Source organism: Paenibacillus nuruki (assembly GCF_963311185.1).
GTDB classification, from domain to species: Bacteria; Bacillota; Bacilli; order Paenibacillales; family Paenibacillaceae; genus Saccharibacillus; species Saccharibacillus nuruki.
In genome coordinates, this window is sequence record NZ_OY725677.1 from 2,980,981 (window position 1) to 3,006,229 (window position 25,249).

Here is a 25,249-nt window from a genome sequence, read left to right on the forward strand (position 1 = left end):
TATGTTAATAAAAATACAAACGTTATTCTATTTATGTCGTAAAATTATATTATATATTATCAAAAAACGTGTTATTATCGTCATGTAAGCGATATCAAGGAGGTATATATATATGATTAACATGAATATGAATATTCAAGATATCACAGGGAAAATCAGTCGGCATATCCACGGACAATTTGCTGAACATCTAGGTCGTTGTATTTATGAAGGTATCTGGGTAGGAAAAGATTCACCGATCCCCAATGTAGAAGGCATGCGTACCGATGTGATAGAAGCGTTACGTAAGCTTCATATTCCTGTTCTACGCTGGCCAGGGGGCTGTTTTGCAGATGAGTATCATTGGAAAGATGGAGTCGGTCCTACAGAGCAACGTGCTCGTATGGTAAACAACAACTGGGGTGGCGTAGAAGAAAACAACCACTTTGGTACTCATGAATTTCTACGATTATGTGAGTTGCTTGAGACTGAACCTTATATCAGTGGAAATGTGGGCAGTGGTACGGTTCATGAGATGCAACAATGGGTTGAATATATGACTTTGGATGGGCAATCTCCAATGGCAGACTGGCGCAAACAGAACGGTCAGGAAGAACCGTGGACATTAACTTATTTTGGTGTGGGTAATGAGAACTGGGGTTGTGGTGGTAATATGCGCCCTGAATATTATGCTGACCTCTACAGACACTATTCTACGTATGTTCGTAACTATGGAGATAATCAAATTTATAAGATCGCTTGTGGAGCAAATAATGATGATTACCACTGGACAGAAGTATTGATGCGTGAAGCTGGACATTTAATGAACGGATTGAGCTTACACTATTACACGCTTCCTTCAGGTGATTGGACATCCAGTAAAGGTTCGGCAACTGATTTTACAGAAGAAGAATGGTTTACAACGCTCAAAAATACATTATATATGGAAGAATTGATTATTAAACATTCCAAAATTATGGATAAATACGATCCTGAGAAAAAAGTCGGTATGATTATCGATGAATGGGGAATCTGGACAGATGTAGAACCAGGAACTAACCCGGGCTTTTTATATCAGCAAAATACATTACGTGATGCGATTATCGCAGGTGTGAACTTAAACTTATTTTATAAATATGCAGATCGGATCAAAATGGCAAATATTGCACAGATGGTGAATGTGCTACAAGCAATGATTTTGACAGAAGGCGATCAGCTCATCTTAACTCCGACATATCATGTATTTAATATGTATCAAGTACATCAGGATAGCCAAAGACTAGACTTGCAGTATACAAGCCCTAAATACACGATGGGTGCTCAATCTATAGACAAAATCAGTGCAGCGGCTTCCAAAGACCATCTAAATCGTGTTCACCTGACGATCTGTAACTTGAGTCATAACGAAAGCGAATCGTTCTCTTGTCGCATAGAAGGCTTTACCCCTTCAGATATTCAAGGCAAAGTATTAACGGCTTCTACTCTCAATACACATAATACATTTGAACATCCAGAGCAAATCACTCCGGTTGCTTTGGAAGTCTCTTTTGCCAAAGACGGTACATTAACATTCGAACTTCCAGCGGCTTCTGTCGCAGCGATTACGTTGATCTAACAGAGAGGACGGTCACCCTAATGCCAGCAATCAATCATGGATGTAAAGGTTGTAACCGTAGCCCTCAACTGTCTGACGAAAAGATTGAACAATTGGTCGCTATCGCTATTCAACATAAACAGCCTCATGAGTTAACACCAGAGTCTGTACAGCAAGCACGAATGAACACTTGCTTGTCTTGTCCTTCTTTACAATATGGGACAACGTGCAAACATTGTGGCTGCCTTGTGCATATCCGTACACGTTTATCTGCCTCTTATTGCCCTTCTCCCTATGGATCGCAATGGGAAAAAGAAGATGTGTTGTCAGACATTCTAAGGTATAATGCAAACGGGAATGGTTAAGTACTACGATAACCCGTATTGAATTTTTGGAGGTCTATACATGACAACACATCAAATCGAACAATTATATGTTGAAGGTATTATTAATGACGATACGCTAACTGATATTTTGCATCAATGGGCAGTCGTGCCACTGCTTTATGATGATGGTCACGAGATTGCAGTCGAAGACTATTTCAATCATCTCGAACATTCATTGGGTGTAGAAGCTTATGCTGCTGCTCAATCACTATATGAGCTATCTGTAGAAGCTTCTCGCCGCTTTGCTGAACCGGATGTATATGAAGTGTTGCAAGACTGTATCAGCTTACAGGAAGACTTGTGGATGACCAATGTTCTGACATTAGGAGATTGGATTCATTGGATGGAACAAGCATCTCAAGGAAAGCTTGATTTGCCTGTGATGGATTTCCATAGTCTATTTGAAGATTTGCCTGAAGGATATATGATTCAAGATTTCCATGATGATCTATTATTTATGCTGGAGCAAGAAGATCATCCTAAATACCAAGAAGCTTTAAAACAACAACAACTGTTGTATCGTCAATTAGGTGTGACTGCTTCCTAGTCTATCCCCTATGATATGAATAATGATGTTATTCACATCAAAAAAAGACGCTCAGCTATATTAGCTTGAGCGTCTTTTTTGTTACTTATGATCGGGTTAATCAGGTGTGTACCCTTTTATTCAGTGTTACTTTTTAGGAGTCGTAATTTTTACCAAGGCATTTACAGTAACCGTTGCTGTTGGATCTGTTACCGAAGTGATTTGGATTTTCAATCGAGTCATACGTGATCCAGAAGCTGGATACTTAATCAATACACCTTTGTTATCTACATATTTCAGATCATCGCTAGACAATACTTTATAATCTAGACGATTATCGTTTGGCAATGTAATCACAGATTGTCCAAGAACATTGTTACCATCAATAATGTAGTTAAATGGTTTTTTCGCTGTAGCAATACGTGTTTTCTCTGTACCTACAATACGGTATTGAGCAGAAGATGTATGAATCGAGTTGCTATCTACTGCACCTGTTGGAGAAACATTGTATGCAGCCAATTGCAATTTGTACGTTCCTGGCTCTAATGCTTTGAGAGAAACGGTACCATTAGCTGAAGCCATGACTACATTATCAATATCATTGAACTGGTAGTATCCCGGGTCAAATAAAGGATAACCTTCTTCAGTTGGAGATTGAACATATTGAGCGGCTGTTCCTCTAAGCTCATCGTCCAGACCATACACGTTCAATTCAATAACATTAGAATCTTGCGACGTTAAATGGAAACCTACATCTGTTACATCTTGTTTGCCATCCAAACGAATATTGGTATTGCTTACTGTCACTTCTTGAATACCTAAGCCTGTATCTGGTAATTCAGTACCTACATGCAATACAAATGGTAAATGCAATGTAGGATAACCATTAGCTGTTAATACCACTTCACCTTCATAAGGCCCTGTTGCCGCAGCAGCGTTCGGTTTGACGGCTAATGAGAATTCTTTGGTTGAGTTGCCACCTAGCAAGATCGAACCATTAGCATCCAATCCTTTAAGTGTAGCACTGATATTACTTACATCCGGTGTTGAAGTCGGATTGTAAGGATCAGAAGTGACATCAGCATGCAATTGGATACTTGCTTTGTAAGACACTGTTAAAGCAGAAGTGTTTTTCAATTGTAATTTTTTCGTTTGTTCTGCACTACCTGGTTTTAATACGCCAAATGCAGCGGAAGAACCATAGTTAGTCACTGTTTTCTTATTCAAGTTTTTATCCAAAATAACAATCGATTCTACCGTTTCCAATAATGCTGGAGAGTAGACTGCTGATGCTACATTGGCACGTCCAGCACCTTGAGAATAGACATCGTACTGTGTATCATTCTCATCTTTGATCACATCTGCTGTATTCACCAATGCTGCGCGAATATCAAATGGTGTCCAATCCGGATGTTCTTGTTTCAGTAATACAGCTAGACCTGCAATATGCGGGCTTGCCATACTTGTTCCGTTTTGACGCGTGTATGCTTCAGCATAAGAAGCATCTTTGATAAATTTACCGTAAGCAGGAATTGTAGATTCAATACTTACACCTGGAGCCACTAGATCAGGTTTAATACCTAGAAGTCCATCTTGGTTAGGACCACGTGAACTGAAATCAGCCATCGTGTCGCCACGTTGTTCTGTTTTTGGATAGCTGCTTCCGAATTTGAATGTTAATGCATCCGCAGAAGATTTCAATGCTTCTTTAGCTAAAGCACGTCCTTCTTTACCTGCCATATCAAATGTTGGAATATATTCGAATCCATCCCCTAAGAATGCGCTCGAACCGATTGGACCATCACGTCCAACCACACTTTCAGACAAGTCAGCTTCTAACGGATTGGAAGCTTTAACATTACCGTTGAAAATGATAGCTGCTTTGGCTCCATTGTCTTTAGCTACTTTGATTTTGTCTACGAATGTTGCACTACCACGCGAGATCAAAACCACTTTGTTTTTCACATCTTTGCCTTTGTAGTCACCCACTAGACCCAATCCTACATACACTCCATCTAATGGAGAAGTACCTAGAACTCTTTGGAAGTCTTCGTTTCCTGTACGCCAAGCCATTAAGTTCAATCCATACGATTGACCATAAGCATCTGCTGTTACCGTTGTTGTCTCATTTGCATTGTGATAATTAACTGCCGCAGCACTGACTGCCTCTGCTGTCGCAGCAGCTTCACTACTGTATACCGAAGCCGTTACGGTTGAAGCAAACTGTTTGGTAGGAATAGTAGAAGCTCCTACAGAAATAGCCAATTGGGAAGATGCAGGTGAACCCATAGAATAGTAGTAATATCCTTGTTTGGCTGCATTACCATTTGCAATAACGGCTACAACTCCACTGAGCACAGCATTGTTGATTGCGATAACGTCTGGTGAGTTGACATCTTTCTCAGCATCAGAACCTAGAGATAAGTTGATAACATCCATACCGTCTTTAACCGCACGTTCGATTCCATCAATAACCTGTGCGGAAGAACCGGAAGAACGTCCTGTCTCTGCGTTACGTCCCAATACTTTGTATACATAAAGATCTGCATCATAAGCGATCCCTTTTTGTACGATATCACTTGTTTTGTTCGCTGCACGACCTACAATCGTTCCTGATACGTGAGTACCATGCGATGTACCGGCAAATCCTGTACCGTACGGATCGTCTTCAATAGCGATAGGTGGCTCTTCGTACGGATCGTTATCTTTTTCAAATGAATCGTATCCGCCTTTATAAGCACCTTTCAAATCAGGATGTTCATAATCAACACCTGTATCGATAACGCCCACTTTAACACCTTTACCTGTTAATCCTTTTTGCCAAGCCACAGGTGCACCAATTAAGTTCAAAGGAGAAGCATCATATGTAGCTGCTGTTGCTGTAAGCGAAGGAGGATCTTGTACAGGAATCGTGTAATACACACTATTCTCATAAATAGACTTTACACCTGGCAATTCAGCCAACTTGGGAATTTGATTCGCTGGAATCGATACTTCCATACCGTTAAGTACCGTATTGTAGCGATAATTGACTTTAAGCAAAATACCTTGCGCTTTGGCTGCATTCACAATAGCAGATTGTTGAGAATCAATTGCTGTTTCTGTAGATTCTGTAGCAAAGCTACGTACGCCTGCTTCAGCAGCATATTGACCTATAGCAACCGGTTGATTAGATAATTGCACGATAACGCGTACCACTTTACTAGAAGTCACATTTAATTTAGGCGAAATAACAGGTGCTTCGTTTGAAGTCTGATTAAGCAACACTGTCGGTAGATTGCGTCCTATTTCGTACGGAGATGTTGCTGTACCTGCTTCAGCTGCGAAAGAAGCAGTTGGCGATAATAAAGTACCTACAGCTAGAACAGCTGCCATGGAAACAACCGAAAATTTACGGATAACGTGTAACTTCGTCAAATGATTTCCCTCGTTTCGTTAAGTTAGATAGTGTGTATAATGATTTTTTACCGAACTAAAAGGTAGCCCCAGAATTAAACCGTTAACATCTTACTTTAAGTGTAAGCTATAGTAACCTCCTTTAATGAGAATGTGAGGAAGATTTTGTAACATAAAGTTATATTACCACCTGAATTAACCAGTGGCTAGATATTTTATCCATCTATAGAGAAAATTTGCGTTAGTTATAATGAAATAATGAATTTTTATCAATCTTTAACCAAATTTATAATATATATTACATTAAATGGAATAAAAAAAGAACCTCTCCTATAGTACTACCTTACCCGCAGGTTGGATAGTATCTATTGTGAAAGGTTCTTTTTTGTTTACTATTTAGATCGATATTTTTTCATTATTTTGCAGGTGCTTTAATTTTGACTAATGCTTTGACCGTTGTCTGGACAGTAGGATCTGCTACTGAACGAATCTGAATATTTAATTTTACGATACGCGAACCAGAAGCAGGATACTTCAAAAGTGTTCCAGTATTATCTACATATTTGGCATCATTTGTAGATAATACTTTGTAGGTGATCCGTTCTGTATCATTTAGTGCAATCATGGGTTTACCGATCTTATTTTGTCCATCCAAAATATAATGGAACGGTTTTGCGGCGGTATGGATTCGATCTTTCTCCGTACCTGTAATGCGATAAGAGGTGTAAGCAGGATGAACAGAGTTAGGATCTGTCACCCCCTGCGGATTCACATGATATACAGCCAGTTCTAATTTGTATTGTCCCGGCGGGAGTGCTTTGAGAGAAGTTCCGTTATTGTCAGATACCATCACGACATTATCTATATCGTTAAAGTTATAATACCCTGGCTTAAATAATGGGTATCCCTCATCAGTAACCGGTTGAACGACTTGTGCCAGTGTTCCTTGAGCAACATCATTCATATCATACACATTTAATTCCATGACATTGGAATCGGTAGCTGTTAAGTGAAAACCAATATCTATAGCATCTTTTTTTCCATCTAAACGAATGTCTCGATCACTTAACGTCACTTCTTGTAGTCCTAATCCAGCATCAGGAAGATTGGTTCCTACATGGAGAACGAATGGTAGATGCAATGTAGGATAACCATTAGCTGTTAATACCACATCGCCTTCATATTCTCCTGTTACAGCAGTAGTATCCGGTTGAACAGCTAAAGCAAACGATTTAGTCGATTGCCCACTAACCAGAATAGAGCCGTCTGGATTTACTCCTTTTAACCGTGCTGCAATATGACTTACATCTGGCGTTGCTACAGGTTGATAAGGATCTGATGTCACGCTTGGATTCATGTGTACAGTCGCTTGATATTGTATACTCGTGGTCGATGTATTTTTAATTTGCAATGTTTTGGACTGTTCTACTCCACCTGCCGCAACTACGCCAAAAGCAGCAGAAGAACCATAGTTGGTCACTGTTTTCTTTTTCAATTCTTTATCCAAAATTGTAATCGGTTCTACGGTTTCAAGCACAGCTGGTGAATAGACAGCATCGATTACATTTACACGTCCACTTCCTTGAGAATAGACGTCATATAAAGTGCCTTTTTCATCTTTAAGCGGCTTGGCTGTGTTGGCTAGAATTGCTCGAATATCAAATGGAGTCCAGTCAGGATGCTCCTGTTTTAACAAAGCCGCTAGACCAGCCACATGAGGACTAGCCATGCTCGTTCCATTTTGTCGTAAATAAGCTTCTTTATACGAAGCATCTTTAATTAATTTGCCATATGCCGGGAATGTTGATTCAATATTCGTTCCTGGAGCCACAAAATCAGGCTTGATCCCGAGCAATCCATCTTGATTCGGTCCACGGGAACTAAAATCAGCGATAGTATCTCCAATAGAAGATGTTTTGGGATATTGCTTTCCGAATGTAAATGTTAATGGCGTTGTAGGAGATTGTATAGCTTTTCTTGCTAAGGCACGTCCTGCTTCACCTGCCATATCAAAGCTTGGAATATAAGGATAACCATCTCCAATATAAGCTCCGCTTCCAATATTTCCATCTCGCCCTGCTATATGTTCGGATAAGTCAGCTTGAGTAGAATCATTGATTTGAGCATCTCCATTGAAAATAATAACCGCTTTGGCTCCTTTAGATTTGGCAAGGGTTATTTTATCTGTGAATTTAGAACCTCCACGTGAGATCAATACCACTTTATTTTGTACATCTTTGCCTTTATAATCATCATCCAATCCTAAGCCTACATATACTCCTTGATACAACGTATCTCCCAAATATTGAGCAAAATCATCTTGCTGGGTGCGCCATGCGATCGCCTGTAACGGATAACTTTGTGCATACGTATCTTGACTCACCGAATCAGCATCATACACAGAAGCTGTAACCGATGCTTGATATTGAGTACCCGGAACAGTTGAAGCACCTACTGAAATCGCCAATGGCGAAGTAGCTGGAGAACCTAAAGAATAGTAATAGGAACCTGGAGCAGCTGCATTTCCGTTCGCAACCACCACAACAACACCGCTTAATACAGCATTATTAATAGCAATCACATCTGGTGAATTCACATCTTTGTCTGCGTCTGTTCCTAACGACAAATTAATAACATCCATACCATCTTTAACTGCATGTTCGATACCGTCAATAATTTGCGCTGTCGTACCTGTAGAACGCCCTGTCTGCGAGTCACGTCCTAATACTTTGTAGACATGAAGTTCTGCATCATAAGCGACTCCTTTTTGCGCAATTTCGCTTGTTTTATTCGCCGCTTGCCCTACGATTGTACCGGATACATGGGTACCATGAGATGTTCCTGCAAATCCCAATCCTTGAGGATCATCTTGTACAGATAACGGTGGATCTTCATAAGGGTCATTATCATGGTGAACAGAATCATAACCCCCTTTATAAGCGCCTTTCAAATCTGGATGTTCATAATCTATCCCGGTATCGATCACGCCGACTTTGACACCTTTACCAGTTAACCCTTTTTGCCAGGCCATCGGAGCACCGATTAGGTTGAGTGGTGAAGCATCATATGTAGCACTGGTTGCAGTGAGTGTAGCTGGTTCCTGTACAGGAATCGTATAATAATTATTATTTTCATAAATAGATTTGATACCCGGAATCTCAGCTAGAGTCGAAATTTGATTAGCAGGTATCGAAAGCTCCATCCCGTTGAGTACAGTGTTATAACGATAATTCACTGTCATCTTAATCCCTTTAGCTTTGGCGGCATTGGTAAAAGTAGACTGTTGTGAATCTATCGTTGTTGCTGTAGAAGCCATCACTTGCGAATCTTCTATCGATTGAGTAGTGAATCCTTGTACTGCTTGATCTGCTTCATATCGCCCCACTGCAACAGGTTCATTATTAAGCTGGACAATCACTCGAATGATTTGGCTGGATTTGAGATTGATATGCCGTGAAATGATAGGAGCTGTATTCGCAGATGAATGTAATAATGATGCATTCGCTGTTGATGTTAATTCATAAGGAGATGTGATGGTACCTTCTTCAGCAGCAAAAGAACGATTTGGCGATAACAAGGTACTTACTGTAAGCAAGGCTGTTAATGTGATCATAGAACATGTACGCATAGCTTTGACTTTATTCAAATGATATCCCTCTTTTCGATGACTAAAATTCAAATCGTTTTCTTTCTCTAACAATCGTTTGACATACATAAGTAATAGGTAATGACGACTTCATAAATACAGAATACTTCACTGTTCATTATGCTAATTTTGTAATACAAAGCTATATTATCATTAAGATGTAGTGATCGACTAGACCCAATATAGAACTATTTATCCTATTTTGATAGTTATAATTAAAATATACGCTTTTAATAATCATATTCTGGTGAAATGAAATAGTTATTACTTTTATTGGAACAAAAAACCACTTCTACCTTATGACAGGCGAAAGTGGTTCTATTTTATAGGGTACGATTCTATTCTTCTTTAGGTACAAAATCGAAAATTTGTCCTTCTTCCATAAGATCAATCAGACGATCTAACCACATATAATAACGTACTGCTTCTTCCATTTTCTCTTTATCTTTCATCAATACTTGGGTCGCTGGTGACTCACTATCGAGATCAACAATCAATTTATCGATTTCTTTGACCGATTTGCGTAACACCAAAATATTACTTTCAACCGATTTGCGCCATTTGATAGCGAAAAAATCAGTAAATGTCTGATACCAGTCATATTCGACTTCATATAAGTCTTTACGTGACCCTTTTTCCCAGACTTTATTAACCATACGTAAATCTAGCAAATTACGGATACCTGTACTCATGCTTGTTTTACTCATCGCCATTTCAGTACCCATATCATCTAAAGTCATAGGTTTGTCTGCAAAAAACAACATTCCATATAAATGTCCTGTAGATAATGTTACTCCATATAGATCCATATTACGTCCGATGACTTCGATAACACGTTTTCTTACTTTTTCTACTGCCTCTTGCTGTGATTCATTTAATTGGTCCAAGCTCATGCTTGCACACTCCTATTCTATATATACAGTTTATTCTTTATGATCTGGATATTATGTTTTCTTAAATCATTTTAAAAAAGATAATCTCAAAAGTAAAGTCTCAAAATGAATAGTATGACTGAGAATATGAGCGTATATTAAAGTATTCCTTATAAACTTTCTGTACAGTTTTTTCTGTACATACTAAATATACGGGTTTTACGGTTGATTTGCAAACTTATATTTGTTACAATGAATCTCGTCGGTTTGCAAATGATGAAAATAATCATTTATTTTCTGTAAGTATAATGTTTTTCATCTTTATCTTCCTACTATATAAAAGGGGTGACAAATAGTGTCTATTTTAGAAATCAAAAATGTAAGTAAGTTGTTCGGTCCAAACGCAGAACAAAATGCAAAATTATTGGATCAAGGTTGGACAAAAGAAAAAATGGCTAAAGAAAAACAGATTACTGTTGGTGTCAATCGTGTCAATATGGAGATTGAAGAAGGCGAAATCTTCGTAATCATGGGATTGTCTGGTAGTGGTAAATCTACATTAGTACGTATGTTCAATCGCCTGATCGAACCTACCTCTGGTGAAATTCTAGTCAATGGTAAAGATCTTCGCAAAATGAATAAAGAACAACTTCGCAATGTGCGTCGCAAAACAATCAGTATGGTCTTTCAAAAATTCGCTCTATTCCCTCATCGTAGTGTTCTCGAAAATGTGGAGTACGGACTTGAGATTCAAAAAGTAGCTAAAGCTGAACGTCGTACCAAAGCAGAAACGTCGCTTGAGTTAGTAGGTCTTAAAGGCTGGGAAACGAAAATGCCTGACGAACTTAGTGGTGGTATGCAACAACGTGTCGGCCTAGCACGCGCTCTAGCGAATGATCCTGAAGTTCTTTTAATGGATGAAGCATTTAGTGCACTTGATCCACTGATTCGCCGTGATATGCAAGATGAATTGCTTGAATTACAAGATAAAATGAAAAAAACAATCATCTTTATTACGCATGATCTAGATGAAGCTCTTCGTATCGGTGATCGTATTGCACTGATGAAAGATGGTGCTGTTGTCCAAATCGGTACACCGGAAGAAATCATGATCCAACCTGCTAACTCTTATGTTGCACGCTTTGTAGAAGATGTTGATTTGTCTAAAGTATTAACTGCTGCTCATGTGATGCGCAGACCTGAGACGATCACATTGGATCGTGGACCTCGTGTAGCACTTGAATTGATGCGTGAACGCGGTGTATCTAATCTATTCGTTATTGATCGTTCCAAAAAACTACTCGGTATTATTACCGCAGAAGATGCTGTTACCGCAATGAAAACACAACAAAAACTTGAAGACATCTTAATTCGTGATGTGCCTCAAGTAGAACCAGAACGTATGTTGAATGAACTATTTGAATTAGTCAGCACAGCTAAATTGCCTGTTGCTGTTGTAGATGAACGTGATCGCTTAACAGGTGTATTGATCCGTGGAGCATTACTCGGTGCACTTGCCGGCGAAGTAGATAATGGAGAGGTGAATGAGTATGCCTAAGATTCCTTTAGCACAATGGATACAAACGTTAGTAGATTGGCTGAGCCTGCACTGGGCAGGATTTTTCAAAGGCGTATCTAACATCATCAGTTATGTCGTCGATATTTTTACGTATTTCTTTATGTTGCCACACCCATTCTTATTCGTCATTATTATCGGTATTCTCGGGTATATCGCGAATAGATGGTCGCTCGCCATATTCTCAGCACTTGGATTTTTATTAATCTACAACTTGGGATATTGGACAGAAACCATGAACACATTAGGTCTTGTTATCACTTCTGCTCTAATCTCAATCTTGATCGGTGTTCCACTCGGTATTATGTGTGGTTCTAGCAAATTAGCTGCACAAATTATTACACCATTACTTGATTTTATGCAGACCATGCCAGCATTTGTATACTTATTACCGGCTGTAACTTTCTTCAGTCTAGGTGTTGTACCTGGTGTAGTCGCATCTGTTATTTTCGCTATTCCACCAACAATTCGTTTAACCCATTTGGGAATTAGACAAGTATCGGAAGAATTAGTTGAAGCGGCTGACGCATTTGGGTCAACCGGTGGACAGAAATTATTTAAAGTTCAATTACCACTTGCTTTACCAACGATTATGGCAGGTATTAACCAAACGATTATGTTATCTCTATCTATGGTTGTTATCGCATCTATGATTGGTGCACAAGGTATCGGTGCTGTTGTATATCGTGCCGTTGGACAGCTCAAAATTGGTGAAGGTTTCGAAGCAGGTCTAGCTGTTGTTGTTCTTGCTATTGTACTTGACCGTCTTTCTCAGAGCTTATTCAAAGGTGGACGCAAACAACGCGCTTAATAGTAACTAACTGTATACTCTAGCAACATTTGAAAATATTGATTAAAGGGGCGAATTATACGCATGAAAAAGCATAAAAACTTGCTGCTTTTCTCCTGTATTATATTGATCATGATCATTTCTGCCTGTAACCCGAACCGTCAACCATTTCCATCGTTCCCGGGCAGTAAAACAACCAATAGCTCTGACGCTATTGGCGATCAAGTCGGTTACCAGATTATCGGTATCGATGCAGGCGCAGGCATAATGAAAGCTACACGCAAAGCTATCGAAGATTATAAATTAACAGACTGGACATTGGTTGAAGGTTCTAGTGCAGCGATGACAGCAACACTGGATAAAGCAATCAAAAATGAAGAACCTATTATCATTACAGGTTGGACACCACACTGGATGTTTAGTAAATACGATCTTAAATATTTAGAAGATCCGAAGAAATCTTACGGAGATGCTGAAGAAATTCATACGCTTGCTCGTAAAGGATTACAAAAAGACGATCCAACCGCTTATCAATTTTTAGACCGTTTTGAATGGTCTTCTGATGAAATGGGCGAAATGATGGTAGCTATTCAAGCGGGTACTGATTCTGCTGTAGCGGCTAAAGATTGGGCTGAAGCTCATCCTGACCGTGTTGCTGAATGGACCAAAGGCTTGAAAAAAGTAAATGGCAATACACTTACATTAAGCTATGTAGCGTGGGATTCTGAAATTGCCAGTACGAACCTAATAAAATACATTTTAGAAACTCAACTCGGTTACAAAGTAACTGCTTTGCAAGTAGAAGCAGGCCCTATGTTTACCGGTGTTGCTAATGGCGATGCAGATGCTACCGTAGCAGCTTGGTTACCACTTACCCATGCTGACTATTGGGAAAAATACAAAGCCAAACTGGATGACCTCGGCCCTAGTATGACCGGTGTTAAAGTAGGACTTGTTGTTCCTAAATATGTAAATGTGGATTCGATTCAAGATTTGCAGCCTCAAGCAGCTACTAAATAATCTTTATCTTTCATAGAATTTAAATAGAAATACAAAAAAAGCTATCTTTGAAATCGTCAGTGATTTCAAAGATAGCTTTTTTAATGCCTAACTATAGCAGTATACATAAGTTAAAGCTTATTCTGGATCATCTTTGGTATCGTTAAGTTTTTTAACCCACAATCCAAAAGCAATACATGCTACCACTATCATTACTGCATACAATAAAATGTAAGGTGTGTGTGCATTAAATTCCATAAATAAAGGCAACACAGCCGGCAAAATAGAAGTTCCCATCAGGTATTCCTCCTTTATAAATTTTCAATAACGAATTTTTAATCAATCCTTATCTTATTTTACCTCAAATAATACCCTTGTGCCATCCGAATAATTGTCTAATTGGTTACCTATCCATGAACCTGCGCCTCGATTATCTGAAGGTTTGATATAACGGATATCTGCCCCTTCTCCACCTTCTTGACACATCGCCATCGGCCACTCATCTCGATCATAGCCTTTTTTGGTAGCTATTCCTCGTAAAGATAACTGTCTATTTGCTTTGGCGCCTCCACGGTCTATGGTACAGATCGCAGAATGTCCTTCTGCGATAGCGTCTTTGATATGAGCGGCTGTTTTGGGATAGCGATCAGCAGGCACAACAAGGGTATAATCGGCTTGTCCATTAGACGCTTGATTGGGATTCAATATATTGCCAAGATCCACTTGTCCATTCACTAGATAAATAACCCCTGCTAGAATAGCAGTAACCACAAATCCCCATATTTTTTTAGAAGACATCGATTAAGTTCCTCCTATCGTACTCATTCTTTATTATAACCTGCTGTCTCCCTAAATAGGAACAGACGTTTCAATATACAAAAAAATACAAAATTCTTCTATACAAAAGACGAACCGGAAATCATCAGCTCATCCTCTATATAGAAGAATTTTGTATTAAATTCAATCAGACGAATGAATGAAGATTTGACTTAAACACGGAATTTCGAAACTTCTGTCTGCAAATCCATCGATAAATGACTTAATGATTCAGCAGCATTCGAGATTTCGCGCATAGACTCTAACTGAATAGTAGATGCTTGAGTCGCTTCTTTTGAATCTGAAGTGATTTGTTGAGAAAGACCTGCAATTTGACGTTCAGAATCCAAAATTTTGGATGAACTGGATGAAATTTGATTCGAAGCAGTAGAAACTTCTTTTACTTGCTCTGTTACCAACTGGATTGCACTGTGTACATTATGGAAAATCTCTCCCATTTGCTGTACTGCTTTGGTACCGCTTTGTACTTCTTTGGCGCCTTCTTCCATTTTGGTTACAGCATGTGACGTTCTTTGAATAATATCTTCGATTTTGTCATTGATCTGTCTAGCAGAATCATTAGAATATTCAGATAATTTTTTCACTTCACTTGCTACAACAGCGAATCCAAGTCCATGTTCACCTGCACGAGCAGCTTCAATAGAAGCATTAAGAGAAAGAAGGTTAGTCTGTCCTGCAATATCACGAATCACTTGTACAATCGTAGCGATTTCTTTAGACTGTTCTGCTAACTCATACAATGCTGTTGCTGTCGCTTGTACGGTCTGATCTACATTTTTCATTTGTAGCACTGTTTGTTCTACATTGCTTTCTCCATGTTCAACATCACTTAATGCTTTGCTTGAAGAATCTGCAACTAATGCCACTGATTCAGCTATACGATAAATATTATCTGTATTTTTTTCTAACAATTGTTGGTTGTCCATCACTTGTTGTAATTGAAGTCCTGCTGAAGATGAAATGCCTTTGACCGTAATCGTAGCTTCGTCAGCTGTTTTCACTGATTCTTCAGAAGTTGCTGTTAATTCTTCAGAAGCGGCTGCCATTTGTTCTGCACTTGAACCAATCACTTGCATCAAACCACGTAAATTATTCTTCATTTCATTAAATGAATTAGCCATTTGACCCAATTCGTCTTTGCTTGAAATCTGAAGATCCTCAATCGTTAAGTTCCCCTGTGCAATTTCTTTGGCACCTTCAGCTACAAGAGCAATAGGTTTGGAGAACATGCGAATCACAAAGTATGCAATGACTATTCCTACAATAACAGCAATAACACTAACAACCATCAATGTATAGAGTGTTACATTAGCATCACTATTGGTTTCAGCTTGTGCTTCTTTTAATAGATTAGAATGGTATTCTTCCATCTGTTGCGCTTTGTCTGCTAAAGATAATGCCATCGGTACACATTGCTCTTGGACCATTTTAGTATAAGCAACCACATTATTTTGTTCTTTGTACGTAATCAGTTGATCGGTAATACCGCCATATTGAGTTTCTAGATCAGATAATTCTTGTAACATGTTAAGCGTTGTAGAATCATCGGCTAGCTTCTGTTGCATCGTAGCGATACCAGCAATCAATTTCTCCTTATTCTGCTTAAACATATCCAGTTGATTCGTATCGCCTGTAAGTAAGTACCCTCTTAAATATTTGGTCTGATCGCCCGCCAAGTATCTTAGATCTTTAATCCCTAGTATGGTCTGAACCCTGTCATTAAGTAAATTTTGATAATTTTTGCTAGCTACATGAACTTCATATCCTCCAATAGCACCTACAAGCAAAACTATAAATATCATGATTGAAAATACGCCTGACAATTTCTGTTTAATGTTCATTTTTTATCACTCTACTTTCATATCTATTGTTCACAATTTAAAATTACAAATTCAGGAAATGCTAATAATAAGATTATCGGGTTATCCACCATATGTTTTATGAGCATTTATACCTATTTTCGATAAAAATCGACATATTATTTTATTTAGTGCTAAAAATGTAGTTTATGAGTAGGTGTATAAGCGTTTACAGATTACATATGTATACTTCATTTCTCCTTTTTATTTAACAATTAAACTTTAGTTCTATATCTTAATACCTATATTTATAAATTATGAAACAAAAAGATATAGTCAGACTATACAAGAAATCACCTTTTACACAAAAATTGTCGATAAAAATAGTATAGAAATAAGAAACGTAATATATATTTCTTCCGTATATGTTCATATCTAAATAAGTTACTCATCATCCAAAAGGGGAAATGTCCAATGTCATTCTTTAACAAAATGCTTGCTCGCGTAGGAGTAGGCGCAGCCAAAATTGATACCATCTTAGAACGTACCGAGTATTATCCTAATGAAGATATGAACGGAGTCGTTCATATTCAAGGAGGCAACGTTGATCAAGAAGTCGGTAATATCTATATTAAAGTGATGACTGAGTATATTCGTGAACACGATGAGAAAAAAGAACATGTACAGTATGCCATGGCTCAATACAAAGTATCTGATGAAATGGTTGTCAAAAAAGGGCAAAAGTTAGAAATTCCGTTCTCCTTTATATTACCTTCGCAAACGCCGATCACTTTGGATCGTCAAAAAGTATGGTTGCATACCGGATTGGATATTGGTATGAGCCTTGACCCTACCGATCACGACTATATTACAGTGCATCCACATCCTTACATGGAAACAGTACTTCAAGCAGCTGAATTACTAGGATTCCATTTCCATAGCTCATCTGTTGAATACCTGTCCCGTTCACGTTACGGTGTTCCATTTGTTCAAGAATTCGAATTTACACCAGGTCGTGAATTCAGCAACCGGATTACAGAGTTGGAATTAGTGATGCGCTTAGAACCTCATGGTCTTCAAGTTCTGGTTGAAGTCGATCGCCGTGGACGGGGTCTAGGTGGATTATTTGCTCAAGCTTTCGATATGGATGAGCGTCATGCGTGGTTAGAACTTAGCAACAGTGACTTAAATCGTGGTGTAGAACATATTGCTGATCAATTAGAAAATCTAATTATTCAACAAAGTCGTTAATTTGTATAAGAAGTAAATATTCTTTTCATATTTTTCTGAAGTGGCTAATAATGTATACGCAATAGAGATCAAAAAGGATGATCTACGCTAACAGGTGTAGATCATCCTTTTTTCACTTTATAACTTTTAATGCTTTTGATGAAGTGATATGAGGTTTGAATACTGAAAATAGTAAAGTACCTGCAAATCTTTTTAGTAAATCATAAAATTCTTCTTTATCCACCTGACCTCTATAAATCAGAACTTCGTATAGACCCCAACGATCTTGATAAATCAAAGTTGAATCTTCAAAACCATTACGAACATAGAACTTCCTTCTCGTTAACCGTTGCTCATAGTTATTAGCCATCTCATCCACAAATTCTATATTAAGTATTATCCGATTATTCGGGTACTTTTCTTTAATTAGAGTAAGTGCACGACTTCCATACCCTTTGGATCTAATATTGTTGTCTATAGCTATATATAAGACATACGTTAAGTCTTTACGAGTGATCAAGTACGTAAATCCTACAAATACATCATCCTCATACATAATAAGAAAGTCTACAAAATCTCTTTTAGCTTTCCACAGTAAAAGGTTGATCGGTATCCGCTCGTTGGCAGGGAACGAATTTAAATATAATTCTTTGACTTTATTGATTTGTTGCGGATGTTTCTTTAGTGATTCTACTCTCAGACTCATATCATCAATTCCTTACTATATTCGATTGCTAACCTGTTTTTTTATTAAGGATATACCGATTAGCTTTTTCTTTCTTTCCATACAATACATAATAAAGAACAGATGTTGCGATAACAGCTACTCCTAAAATCATATATATAGTGGGATATCCAGTAATGGGAATAACAAGTCCCAAAAGTGAAGGCCCAAATCCATTTCCAATATCATAAAAAATGAAAAATGTAGCGCTAGCCAGTCCCATGCGATGAGGAGGAGCCACGGTTACGGCTATCGTCTGACTGATCGAAGAAATATTTCCAAAACCAAGACCAATCAACCCTGCTGCAATTAAAAGAGTTAATGCACTATGTGCAGTACCCAAAAGAACCATTCCAATACCGAAAATAATAAAAGCAGGATACATAATATAATTAGCCCCGATACTATCCATCAATCGCCCGGTAAATGGACGGGAAATCAAAACAGTAACTGTATACACAATAAAGAAGAAACTAGCAGTATCTATTAAATTCAGCTCAATAGCATATAAATTGATATAGGACAAAACACTAGAAAAGCAAAAAGTCATAATCAGAACGATAAAGCTGATCGGCAGTGCTTTCGGTTCAATATACTCTGAAAGTTTAATACCTTTACCCTTTTCTTCTAGCACGTCTACTTTTTTCATTTCAGGAATACGGACGAAAAATCCAATGATAATGCTTACGATCGCTAATAGTAGACACACGATAAAAATCATATAAAATCCAGTATGCTGAGCCATATATAGACCCACAAATGGACCTAGACCAGTTGCTACTGCTGTACTAACAGCAAAATAGCCAATACCTTCACCTCGTTTAGATATCGGTATCGTAAGCACCACAAGCGTTCCAATCACAGTTGTCGTGATCCCTAATGCAATGCCATTAAAAAATCGGCTGATAATGAAAAAAGAAAGTCCGTAATTCACCAGATATAGAAGAATCGTTAAGGCAAAGAATATAAGTCCAGCCACCAATAGTCGTTTATATTGGAGTCTTTTCATAAGGGATCCTGTAAAGATACGTCCTGTCAGTGCACCAATAATAAAAATTCCTGCTGCCAGACCTGCTTGTCCCGTAGTCGCATCAAATTCTCTTAGCACATAAAGAGCAATCGTGGCATTTAATAACAGGTAAATAAAGATCAAGAAAAAATTGACTAAAGAGAGAATGATGAAATCTTTTGTCCATAATTTCGGTTGTGCTGTTTTCATCATTTTGTTTCCTCTATTTCTTATACTTTCTTATTTTAAAATGGATATGACTCTCCATTATCCGGTATTAACAATTGAGAAGAGAACTGTTTTTCAACTGCAAATTGTTTCAATTCTTTTTTAGACAATCCCCAGTGATTAGCCGATTCCATATGAACAGAAATGATCGTTGCAGTAGTTGCCGCTTGATGAACTTGATATACGTCCTCTTTGTCCATAATAATTGGACCACCCTCTAGAAATTGATTAGCGCCTGCATTCACTACAATTACTTCTGGCTGATGCGTGTGAATCGTGTCTTGAACACTCGGATACCATACAGTATCGCCAGCTACATATAATGTTTGCTCCTCTGGATGCTTAAAGACTACTCCAGATACATGTCCCATAAGACTGACTAGATCTCCTCTCCCATGCTCCCCTGTTGTCTTGATCAATTGAATCCCTTCAAACAATGTATCTGCTTGCAAAATCTCTACATTTTGAAATCCTGCACTTTGAATTTCTTTTGCATCTTCTTCGTTTTGAGTAAACAGTTTTACGTTTTTGGGCAAGACTTCTTTGGCTACATCATCCCAATGATCTAAATGCAAATGAGTTACAATCACCGCATCGATATGGTCGATAATTTCATTCATAGGAATAGGCAAACTTTCCAACGGATTATTTTGATCTTGTCTTGCTGAATTTGAGAAAGGAGGATACGTACCTTTTTCAGCTAAAAATGGATCTACCAAAAACTTTTTGCCTGCATACTGGATGATCAATGTTGCACTTCGGATTTGCTGTATATTCATGTGTGTAACTCCTTTTGTTTGATTTACATACAGTGTATACTATTGAAACATTGCAAATACATGGTATAAATAAAGTGTTTTTACCGTTTAACTTTATTAATGAAGGGATTTGAACAAATGTTAGATAATACAGATAGGCAAATCCTAGAAGAGCTTTCGAAGAACAGCCGAATCTCGATGAAAGAGTTAGGAGAAAAAATACATTTAAGTGGGCCTGCCGCTTCAGCACGAGTAGAAAAATTAGAAAATAGTGGAATTATTGAAGACTATACGATCAATATTAATCAAATAAAAATGGGGTATTTTGTTCATGCTATGATCAATATCTTTACCAAAAGTACCCATCATCAACCTTATCTTTCTTTCCTAAAAACACAAGAATCCTACGTGATTCATAACTATAAAATTAGCGGAGATAGCTGTTACATTCTGGAATGTAAATTTCCTTCTAACGAGGAATTAAATGAATTTCTGATTCGATTAAATGAGCATGTCAATTACACATTATCTATCATTATTAATAAATAAAATGTGTCTAAAGAAGTGAGTATATGCAAAAGGAATCTGTAAGTCTATCTAGAATGGTTATATTATGAAAGGAGCTGATAGCATGTCTAAATTTTATATGGTTAGAGAAGAGAAATATTCTAGTTATATTCAAGAGACGTTGAATCAGTTGATCCAAAAAGAACACCTGGAGGGGATAGAATCAGGTCACCCCACCACCAGTTCAGACAAAGTTCTACTGTACTGCACAACTCATCACGATGAAGAAGATTCTCCTTATAAATATATTTATTATTTAAATGAGACCGCTAGATTAATCTTTGAAACTCATCAGATTCACCTTACGTATGCTGCAACGATTCCTGAAATCGCTCTTCCATCTAATTGTTCTACATTGGTAGAAACGATACGGTCTATTTAAAACAAGCGCAATCCATGTATAGGGGTGCGCTTGTTTTTTTGTCATATCTAATAAATAGCATGACTCTTCATATTATTCCTGAATTTACCGATAAAGATAGTGTTATGTATATTTTGTAGATACATGGCTATATTTATTTTCCGACATAAGGCACAAGTTATATTCTCAGCCGATGAGACAATACACATAAAAGGGGTTATTATTCAAATGTACAAAAAAATCGTACCTGTCATTTTACTATCTGTAGCTTTAACAGCTTGTGGTTCTGCTAATAAAGAAGCGACTCCAGCAGCCGAAAGCAAAACAGTAGCAACGAATGAATCTGCAACAACAACTGCACAAGCAACTACCACAGAATTTAAAACGTATGATGCTGATTTATTTTCAATAGACTATCCTGCATCTTGGAAAGAATATGATACTTCTAATCTCAATCAACCTTCTGTTCAAATAGCATTTGTAGATCCTGCACCTAAAGCTAAATTTGCTGACAATCTAAATGTAACAATGGAAGCTTCAAGCTCCAATATTACTGCTAAAGCTAATTCTGAACAATTAATAAATTTTTATGAAACAAGTGCCACATACATGGAGAACTTTAAATTAATTGAATATAAAGATAATGATAATAACTCTGGAGTTCTTGTAGGCGAATATACTCAACCAGAAACTAAAGAAAATGTTGTATTAACTCAATACTTGGTTCCTTCCAACGGAAATTTTTATGCTATTTCTTTAAGTTTGGGTAAAGCTTCATATGATAATGGTGGAAAAGCTATGGTTGACCAAATGATTGAATCATTTACACTAAATGATGAAACAAATACAAATAATGAAGTAACTGCTGAACAAGCAACAAGCTCTGCTCAAACAGTAACAGCTGATATGATGACTGAAGTTGTACCTAATGTGGTAGAAGATGGTGCTCTGGATGATTCTACCTATAACTATATTGTAGACAATTCTAACCTATTTCCTGCAACTACTGCTGCTGACAAGAAGCTAGCTAAAGCGGAAGTTGATTCTACTATTACTTCAAAACACCTTTTTAAAAATATCAATCCTTATTTAGACACTATGGTTTCACTTACTGGTGATATTATACAAGTTCAAGAACAAGAAACCGCTTATGGTACAGTTGCAACGATTCACATTACTGATGAAAATGATAATTCTATTGTAGGCATTTATAAAGGTTCTACAGGTGACATACTTGATGGAGATAATGTTACGATGAGAGGTGTGCCTACAGCATCTTATTCTTTTGAGAATGTTGGTGGCGGAACAACGAATGCTGTATTATTAACTGTTTCTACTATCCAAAAAAATTAATTATAAGCAAATAAAAGCAATTTCTAGAGGTTATCTAGAAATTGCTTTTTTGTTATACAAACAATATTAATTATCTACACTTGATTGTTATTTTTTACAGAATAGGTGAAAGCAACCTGGAAATACCTTCTTTAAACTTGATGATCCATGATCTACTCTGATATCGCTCTAATGTAAGTTCACTACTCTCCAGGCTGTCTTGATCAAATAAATCATGCAGTTTCTTCGCGATCTGCTCATCGTACACAATCGCATTAATTTCAAAGTTCAGCCGAAAGCTGCGAGAATCAATATTCATCGTCCCTACAGAAGCCACTTCTTCATCCACCACAATCGTTTTGGCATGTAAAAATCCTTTTTCATATAACAGAATTTTAGCTCCATAATCCAGTAATGTCCCTACATGTGCCCATGTTGCCCAATACACAAACGGATGATCTGGTTTGTTAGGGATCATAATTTGCAGATCAATCCCTGAGATAAGAGCAATTTTACACGCATCCATAAAGCTCGCATCTGGAATAAAATAAGGAGTCTGAATATAGACATTCTTTTTAGCCGATAAAATCATCTTAATATACATATTTTTGAGATGTTCTGTCTCCGAGTTAGGCCCGCTGGACACGATCTGGATCATACTGTTACCCTGATGCTTTTCAGAACGGTATTCAAATTCATGATAATCTTCTTTTTGTTCTTTACGAGCTTGATGCCAATCCAGAATAAATCTGCCCTGAATATGATTGACTGAATCGCCTTCTATTCTAAAATGGGTATCTCTCCAATAACCGAATTTTTTATTTAATCCAAGATATTCATCACCTACATTAAACCCACCAATATAAGCAATCGTTCCATCAATAATGCAAAGTTTGCGGTGATTTCTATTATTGATGCGGAAATTGATTAATTTGAAAAAGGAAGGGAAAAATACTTCTACTTCTCCACCAGCTAACTGTAATTCTTTAAAAAAGGAACCTGAGATTTTTTTAGAACCTACTTCATCATAAAGTAATCTTACTTTCACGCCTTCTTGAGCTTTTTGAGTTAAAGCATCTCTTAGCCTTCTGCCCAGCGTATCAGGTTGAATAATATAATATTGGATATTAATTTCTTCCGTAGCTGCTTGAATATCCTGAAGCAAAGCATCGAACTTAACATGACCATCATCGAAAATAACGATCTCATTGTCATTCGATAATAAAGCATTGGTTGATCTAAGATTCAGCGTGACTAATTCATCATATTTGGATGGTATCGGAAATTCTTGTGACTGTTTATCTTGTAATGTAAGTAACTGCTTATCGACCTCAGATTGTACAAATCCTCGTTCTTCCGCAGAAAGCCCGTAGAAATTTTTCTTTTTAAGATTACGTCCCAGAAAGATATACACCAGAAACCCAACAATCGGAATAAAAAAGAGAATCATCAACCATGCCCAAGTATACCCTGCATCTCTTTTTTCAAAAAACAGAAATCCGATCGACAAAGCAATATTAATAACGGTAACGATCGAAACGATCAGTGTAACTACATTTCCGTATTCCATATGTATGTCCCTTCTTCTAAATTCATCTATTAACTGAATAACACGTCTTTATACTAATATGTAGCTCAGTATAGTTAGTTTAAAGCTTCAAGTCATCAATCACAAATGGATATTCATTTTTTACATACTTGTTAAATGCTTATGTTAAATGATATAACGCTTTTCATTACTATTATAATCTCTAAAAACTTACAAATCATTAATAATTAAAATAAATTACTTGAATATCATTATATAAACGAATAATATTACTTATAAGAGGTGATTATTATGTATCAAGAAGAACGATTATTGAAAATATTAGAATATTTAAAACAGCATCAATCAATGAGCGTAACTGACATATGTACTGAATTTGAAATATCCAAAGATACAGCCCGCAGAGATATTGTTAGATTAGTGCAAGAAGGAGTCGTTATCCGTACTCATGGCGGAGTCTCTTTACCTCAATTAAAAAAAGAAATATTATCGTACCAAGATCGTCTTATTGATGAAGCCGAACCTAAACGAACAATTGGAGTGCTTGGCGCTCAACTTATTCAAGATCATGAGACTGTTATTTTGGATGTATCCACTACGGTACAATTCGTCGCAGAACAGATCAAAGCTCAACATCTTACAGTGATTACACACTCTATTGATAATGTAGGGATTTTATCAGATAGAGAAGATATGCAGATTTATTTACTTGGTGGCTATTTGAATGTAAAAAATCGTTCTTTATTTGGCCCTTCTATTCTCGATAAGCTTAGTCAGATTCGTGCAGATAAAGCCTTTATTGGGGCTGTAGCTATCGGTTCAGATGGTATCTACTACTCTTATGAAGAAGATGCTCGGGTGAAGCAAGAAATGGCTAGAAGATCAGATCAAGTGATTGTGGTAGCAGATCATACTAAATTTACAAGTAAATCATTTTATCGATTAGATTTTGATTATATAGATATTTTAATTACGAATCAGCCTGTTCCTAACCCCTTAAAAGAAATACTTAGTCAGAACAATATTACGGTTATTACGTATCAAGATGAGGAGCATGGAACGAACTATAATGACTAAGTCATATGATGAGG

Annotated in this window: 19 protein-coding genes and 1 pseudogene; 10 read left to right on the forward strand and 10 right to left on the reverse strand. The window is 37.3% G+C overall.

The window, feature by feature from the left end; translation table 11 throughout:
• Positions 1 to 112 precede the first annotated feature (112 nt).
• Genes RCP16_RS13420 through RCP16_RS13430 form a run of 3 tightly spaced genes read left to right on the forward strand, consistent with a single transcriptional unit; the run spans position 113 to position 2,506 of the window.
• Positions 113 to 1,594 carry an alpha-N-arabinofuranosidase gene (locus RCP16_RS13420; protein WP_308640509.1) on the forward strand — a complete coding sequence of 494 codons (1,482 nt, stop codon included), beginning with the start codon at positions 113 to 115 and terminating at the stop codon, positions 1,592 to 1,594.
• Between the two features lie 20 nt (positions 1,595 to 1,614).
• Positions 1,615 to 1,938 (forward strand): hypothetical protein, encoded by a 324-nt coding sequence (locus RCP16_RS13425; protein ID WP_308640510.1) that lies wholly within the window; start codon positions 1,615 to 1,617, stop codon positions 1,936 to 1,938.
• 40 nt (positions 1,939 to 1,978) lie between these two features.
• Positions 1,979 to 2,506 carry a hypothetical protein gene (locus tag RCP16_RS13430; protein ID WP_137222069.1) on the forward strand — a complete coding sequence of 176 codons (528 nt, stop codon included), beginning with the start codon at positions 1,979 to 1,981 and terminating at the stop codon, positions 2,504 to 2,506.
• 126 nt (positions 2,507 to 2,632) lie between these two features.
• Here the strand turns inward: RCP16_RS13430 and RCP16_RS13435 are convergent, their stop codons facing one another.
• The 3 genes from RCP16_RS13435 to RCP16_RS13445 form a co-directional block, all read right to left on the reverse strand.
• On the reverse strand, positions 2,633 to 5,860 hold the full coding sequence (locus tag RCP16_RS13435; RefSeq protein ID WP_442789692.1) for a S8 family serine peptidase: 3,228 nt from the start codon (positions 5,858 to 5,860) through the stop codon (positions 2,633 to 2,635).
• 436 nt (positions 5,861 to 6,296) lie between these two features.
• Positions 6,297 to 9,527, reverse strand: coding sequence for a S8 family serine peptidase (locus RCP16_RS13440; protein ID WP_308640512.1), 3,231 nt, complete (start codon positions 9,525 to 9,527; stop codon positions 6,297 to 6,299).
• 338 nt (positions 9,528 to 9,865) lie between these two features.
• The gene (locus RCP16_RS13445) at positions 9,866 to 10,420 is read right to left on the reverse strand and encodes a GbsR/MarR family transcriptional regulator (RefSeq protein ID WP_137222065.1); all 555 of its coding nucleotides are present in this window, start codon (positions 10,418 to 10,420) and stop codon (positions 9,866 to 9,868) included.
• 334 nt (positions 10,421 to 10,754) lie between these two features.
• On the opposite strand from RCP16_RS13445, the gene RCP16_RS13450 reads away from it, so the two are divergent.
• Positions 10,755 to 11,957 (forward strand): quaternary amine ABC transporter ATP-binding protein, encoded by a 1,203-nt coding sequence (locus RCP16_RS13450; RefSeq protein WP_069326122.1) that lies wholly within the window; start codon positions 10,755 to 10,757, stop codon positions 11,955 to 11,957.
• Positions 11,950 to 13,785 (forward strand): annotated as a pseudogene (locus RCP16_RS22505) (glycine betaine ABC transporter substrate-binding protein). Before RCP16_RS13450 ends, RCP16_RS22505 begins: the two are co-directional and overlap by 8 nt.
• Positions 13,786 to 13,902: 117 nt before the next feature.
• Here the strand turns inward: RCP16_RS22505 and RCP16_RS13465 are convergent.
• The 3 genes from RCP16_RS13465 to RCP16_RS13475 all read right to left on the reverse strand — a co-directional run bounded on the left by RCP16_RS13465 (position 13,903) and on the right by RCP16_RS13475 (position 16,442).
• A complete protein-coding gene (locus RCP16_RS13465; RefSeq protein ID WP_161594229.1) occupies positions 13,903 to 14,061 on the reverse strand; it encodes a hypothetical protein in 159 nt (52 codons plus the stop codon).
• A gap of 54 nt (positions 14,062 to 14,115) precedes the next feature.
• The gene (locus RCP16_RS13470) at positions 14,116 to 14,562 is read right to left on the reverse strand and encodes a NucA/NucB deoxyribonuclease domain-containing protein (protein ID WP_069326124.1); all 447 of its coding nucleotides are present in this window, start codon (positions 14,560 to 14,562) and stop codon (positions 14,116 to 14,118) included.
• Between the two features lie 191 nt (positions 14,563 to 14,753).
• Positions 14,754 to 16,442, reverse strand: a complete 1,689-nt coding sequence (locus RCP16_RS13475) for a methyl-accepting chemotaxis protein (protein WP_308640513.1) — start codon at positions 16,440 to 16,442, stop codon at positions 14,754 to 14,756.
• Positions 16,443 to 16,874: 432 nt separating this feature from the next.
• Here RCP16_RS13475 and RCP16_RS13480 point away from each other — a divergent pair, with 432 nt between their 5' ends.
• Positions 16,875 to 17,651, forward strand: coding sequence for a sporulation protein (locus RCP16_RS13480; protein ID WP_137222061.1), 777 nt, complete (start codon positions 16,875 to 16,877; stop codon positions 17,649 to 17,651).
• A gap of 112 nt (positions 17,652 to 17,763) precedes the next feature.
• Here RCP16_RS13480 and RCP16_RS13485 read toward each other — a convergent pair whose 3' ends face one another.
• The 3 genes from RCP16_RS13485 to RCP16_RS13495 are packed head-to-tail and all read right to left on the reverse strand — an operon-like array spanning position 17,764 to position 20,370.
• Entirely contained in the window at positions 17,764 to 18,336 is a 573-nt protein-coding gene (locus RCP16_RS13485) for a GNAT family N-acetyltransferase (protein WP_308640514.1), read from the reverse strand.
• A gap of 28 nt (positions 18,337 to 18,364) precedes the next feature.
• Complete coding sequence (locus RCP16_RS13490) at positions 18,365 to 19,576, reverse strand: MFS transporter (RefSeq protein ID WP_308640515.1); 1,212 nt, start codon at positions 19,574 to 19,576, stop codon at positions 18,365 to 18,367.
• Positions 19,577 to 19,608: 32 nt separating this feature from the next.
• A complete protein-coding gene (locus RCP16_RS13495) occupies positions 19,609 to 20,370 on the reverse strand; it encodes an MBL fold metallo-hydrolase (RefSeq protein ID WP_308640516.1) in 762 nt (253 codons plus the stop codon).
• A 117-nt stretch (positions 20,371 to 20,487) separates the two neighbouring features.
• Between RCP16_RS13495 and RCP16_RS13500 the strand changes: the two genes are divergently transcribed.
• From RCP16_RS13500 to RCP16_RS13510, 3 genes are all read left to right on the forward strand, one after another.
• Entirely contained in the window at positions 20,488 to 20,898 is a 411-nt protein-coding gene (locus RCP16_RS13500) for an Lrp/AsnC family transcriptional regulator (RefSeq protein WP_069326129.1), read from the forward strand.
• 82 nt (positions 20,899 to 20,980) lie between these two features.
• Positions 20,981 to 21,298 (forward strand): hypothetical protein, encoded by a 318-nt coding sequence (locus RCP16_RS13505; protein ID WP_308640517.1) that lies wholly within the window; start codon positions 20,981 to 20,983, stop codon positions 21,296 to 21,298.
• Positions 21,299 to 21,421: 123 nt separating this feature from the next.
• Complete coding sequence (locus RCP16_RS13510; protein WP_308640518.1) at positions 21,422 to 22,630, forward strand: PsbP-related protein; 1,209 nt, start codon at positions 21,422 to 21,424, stop codon at positions 22,628 to 22,630.
• Positions 22,631 to 22,724: 94 nt separating this feature from the next.
• Here RCP16_RS13510 and cls read toward each other — a convergent pair whose 3' ends face one another.
• A complete protein-coding gene (cls, locus tag RCP16_RS13515) occupies positions 22,725 to 24,179 on the reverse strand; it encodes a cardiolipin synthase (protein WP_308640519.1) in 1,455 nt (484 codons plus the stop codon).
• 270 nt (positions 24,180 to 24,449) lie between these two features.
• Here cls and RCP16_RS13520 point away from each other — a divergent pair, with 270 nt between their 5' ends.
• A complete protein-coding gene (locus tag RCP16_RS13520) occupies positions 24,450 to 25,235 on the forward strand; it encodes a DeoR/GlpR family DNA-binding transcription regulator (protein ID WP_069326133.1) in 786 nt (261 codons plus the stop codon).
• The last annotated feature ends 14 nt before the right edge of the window (positions 25,236 to 25,249 follow it).